The organism is Atribacter sp. (genome assembly GCF_035418125.1).
Taxonomy (GTDB): domain Bacteria; phylum Atribacterota; class Atribacteria; order Atribacterales; family Atribacteraceae; genus Atribacter; species Atribacter allofermentans.
On the sequence record NZ_DAOLQM010000234.1, the window covers coordinates 1 to 3,530 of the forward strand.

The window sequence follows — 3,530 nt, forward strand, 5'->3', positions numbered from 1 at the left end:
AACAATGTAACGGTTGAGGTTTTTCAAGGTCTTCTGGTGCAATTTGCTCGTCAAAAAAATTGCCGTATCATTCTGCGCGGTTTGAGAGCAATATCTGATTATGAATATGAAACTCAAATTGCTATTACCAATCGAAAGATATGCCCAGAGATAGAAACTTTTCTTCTCCCCACTAGTACTGAGTATTCCTATTTAAACTCAACTGTTGTTAAAGAAATAGCCCAGTTTGGGGGATGTATTCGAGGATTAGTCCCCGAGGGTGTGGAAAAAAAACTAAGAAAGAAATTCCAAGCTTAGGGCAGGTTGTTTTATTAGAACCTTAGAGAATCTGAGCTTTTATGATAAACTAAAAGGCTTGCCCTTTATTCTATTGATAAAGAGTTGATGTTTTTGTTCAGTGATTAAAAATAATAAACCCAATGGGGGATTGAGAAGGGAGATAAGAATGGAATGAATGTTTTGGAAGAAATCCGTAACCGTGCGAAAAGTCTTAAAAAAACCATAGCGCTTCCCGAATATGACGACGAAAGAGTTCTTCAAGCGGCTGAGATTGCAATCCGAGATCAAGTCGCTGCTATTCAGTTGATCGGCGATCCAGCCATTATCGAACAAAAAACCAAAAGTTTGGGAATTTCTCTTACTGGAGTTGAAATAATCGATCATAAAAAAGACCAACAAAGGGCTGAATATGTTCGATCACTTTATGAATTGCGTAAGGGAAAGGGTCTTACCCCAGAGCAGGCTGAGCAATGGCTGGATAGCAGTATGTATTATGCTTGTATGATGCTGTACCATGATCGCATCGATGGGATTGTATCAGGAGCAGCACTTTCCAGCCCTGATGTGATCCGCCCGGCTTTGCAGATTATTAAAACAGCTCCTGGTGTTAAATTGGCGTCAAGCTGTTTCCTAATGGTTGTTCCTGATTGTCTTTATGGATCAAACGGAGTATTTCTTTACGCTGATTCGGGATTCAATCCCAACCCTGACTCGGAAGAACTCGCCCATATTGCCATCACTACTGCCCGTACTGCAACTCAGCTCTTAGATGTTGAACCAATAGTTGCTATGCTTTCTTTTTCTACTAAAGGAAGTGCCCGGCATGAATTAGTTGATAAGGTTATCGAAGCGACAGCAATTGCTCATTCTTTAAAACCAGAATTGCTTATCGATGGTGAGCTTCAAGGAGATGCTGCTTTGGTTTCCTCGGTGGCCGAGAAGAAAGCTCCTGGAAGCAAGGTGGCAGGAAAAGCGAATGTTCTCATTTTTCCCGATCTCAATGCTGGAAATATTTGTTATAAATTAACCGAGCGTTTGGCTCGAGCAACTGCCATTGGACCAATATTGCAAGGATTGGCAAAACCGGTTAATGACTTGTCACGGGGATGCAAAGCTCAAGACATCGTTGATCAAATTGCCGTAACTGTTTTACAAACACAATTTTAGGTGATTTTTTTCAAAGAAGGTTTTTCAATTATGCAAGGGGAAAGACAGTTATTAATTAAAATTCATCTTTGGAATAAATTTGAAGGAAAATAATTCGAAGAAAAGGGATGATGGAAATTGAATATTTTGGTGGTAAATTGTGGAAGTTCGACGGTTAAATATGAATTGCTCAGCATGAATGATAATACCGATAATCAAGTTATTGCCAAAGGCTTAGTAGAGAGGATTGGCATTCCTGGTTCTCGCCTTGAATATAAAACCAACCATCAAGTGTCCTATTCCAAAGAGAGGGAGGTTCCTAATCACCGTATTGCATTGGAATGGATTATCGAGGTGATGACCGATCCAGAAATTGGGGTTATCAAAGACCCATCAGAAATTGATGCCGTTGGTCATCGGGTTGTCCATGGGGGAGAAAAGTTTACTGCTTCAATTCTTATTGATAATGAAGTTCTGAAAACCATTCGAGCCTGTTCAGAGTTAGCGCCCCTCCATAACCCACCAAATATTTCTGGTATTGAAGCCTGTCAAGCGCTTATGCAAAAAGCTCCACAGATAGCAGTATTTGATACGGCTTTTCATGGAACGATACCTGAATTTGCTTATATCTATGCCATTCCCTATGAATATTATGAGAAATATGGCATCCGTCGTTACGGTTTTCATGGTACCTCGCACCGATATGTGGCAGGAAGGGCAGCTAAGATGATGGGCAAAGATCTTTCCGAACTCCGTTTGATAACCTGTCATATGGGCAGCGGGGTTAGTTTTACCGCCATTAAAAATGGGAAATCAATTGATACTTCGATGGGTTTTACCCCTTTGGAAGGTTTAGTTATGGGAACCCGAACTGGAGATTTGGATCCTTACATCCTTCTCTATTTGATGGAGAAAGAGAACCTTTCGACGAAGGAAATGGATCAGATTTTAAATAAGAAGAGTGGTGTAGTTGGAATATCGGGATTGTCAAGTGATACTCGTGATATTGAAGCTGCAGCTCCAACCAATCATCGTGCCCAACTGACGCTCGATATCATAGCCTATCGAGCCAAAAAATATATTGGAGCCTATTATGCTATTCTTGGAGATTTGGATGGAATAGTTTTCACAGCCGGCATAGGAGAAAACTCGTCTTATATAAGAAAAACCATTTGTGAGGGTCTTGAACCTTTAGGGATATCTATTGATAATGATAAAAATACGATAAAGAGAAAAGAGGCTTTCATCAACTCCGATCAATCCAAGGTTAAATTAATGGTTATCCCAACCAATGAGGAGTTAATGATTGCCCTGGATACCTATCAGTTTGTTCATGATTTGGAGAGATAAGAATGAAAGTTTATATTGGCGATGTAAAGAAAGAGGTGGGATGGACAAGCAAAGAAAGTCTCAGAAAAACTTTTCCACCGCTTTCTTTTGGTAACGAAAAAACCCCCTTTGCTCAGCCGGTTCAGGTAGATTTAATAGTAACTAATTGCGGTTCGGGGTTGTTGCTGGAAGGGCAAATTAAAACAGCTTTAATCCTTCCTTGCTCCCGATGTCTTGAGCCTTTTATCTACAAAGTGGAAGCTCCTCTTAAGCTTGAATTTCGTAATCTTGACCGGATTACACGAGCATCGGATTTTGAAGCAGAAGCCAAAAGTGCTGATGATATGTATTACTATCATGAAGAGGATGCTGTAATTGATATAGAAGGGGGAGTTATCGAAGCTTTATTAGTTCATTTTCCTATGAAGCCGATTTGTTCTGAGGGATGTCAGGGATTATGTCCAATCTGTGGAATAAATCTCAATCAAAATCATTGTGATTGCAAAAAAAATAATATCGATCCACGCCTGGCAGCTTTAAAGAAAATTAAACTTGAAAAGAAAGTTTAAGAAAATCAGTATCACAACCATTTCCCATAGTTTGCAATATAGAATAAAGTATTTTATACTATGTGGCAATCAAAACCTACCCTTATTTAAATTGAATGTTTTTCCAATGGTTGGTAGCTCTTGATTATTGGAAGGGTATTCTATTATAATGAGTTTTCATTTTTTAATATAACAGGGTAAGCCTGGTGTTGCACTCAGCATCAGATG

4 protein-coding genes are annotated in these 3,530 nt (G+C 39.4%); all 4 read left to right on the forward strand.

Annotated features, from left to right (window positions below):
• The coding region (locus PLK24_RS09770) for a pantetheine-phosphate adenylyltransferase (RefSeq protein ID WP_502876067.1) at positions 1-297 on the forward strand (297 nt) is incomplete at its 5' end.
• A gap of 153 nt (positions 298-450) precedes the next feature.
• Positions 451-1,446 (forward strand): phosphate acetyltransferase, encoded by a 996-nt coding sequence (pta, locus tag PLK24_RS09775; RefSeq protein WP_324478652.1) that lies wholly within the window; start codon positions 451-453, stop codon positions 1,444-1,446.
• Positions 1,447-1,563: 117 nt separating this feature from the next.
• Positions 1,564-2,775, forward strand: coding sequence for an acetate/propionate family kinase (locus PLK24_RS09780; RefSeq protein WP_324478653.1), 1,212 nt, complete (start codon positions 1,564-1,566; stop codon positions 2,773-2,775).
• Positions 2,776-2,777: 2 nt separating this feature from the next.
• Positions 2,778-3,323 (forward strand): YceD family protein, encoded by a 546-nt coding sequence (locus tag PLK24_RS09785; protein ID WP_324478655.1) that lies wholly within the window; start codon positions 2,778-2,780, stop codon positions 3,321-3,323.
• Positions 3,324-3,530: the final 207 nt, after the last annotated feature.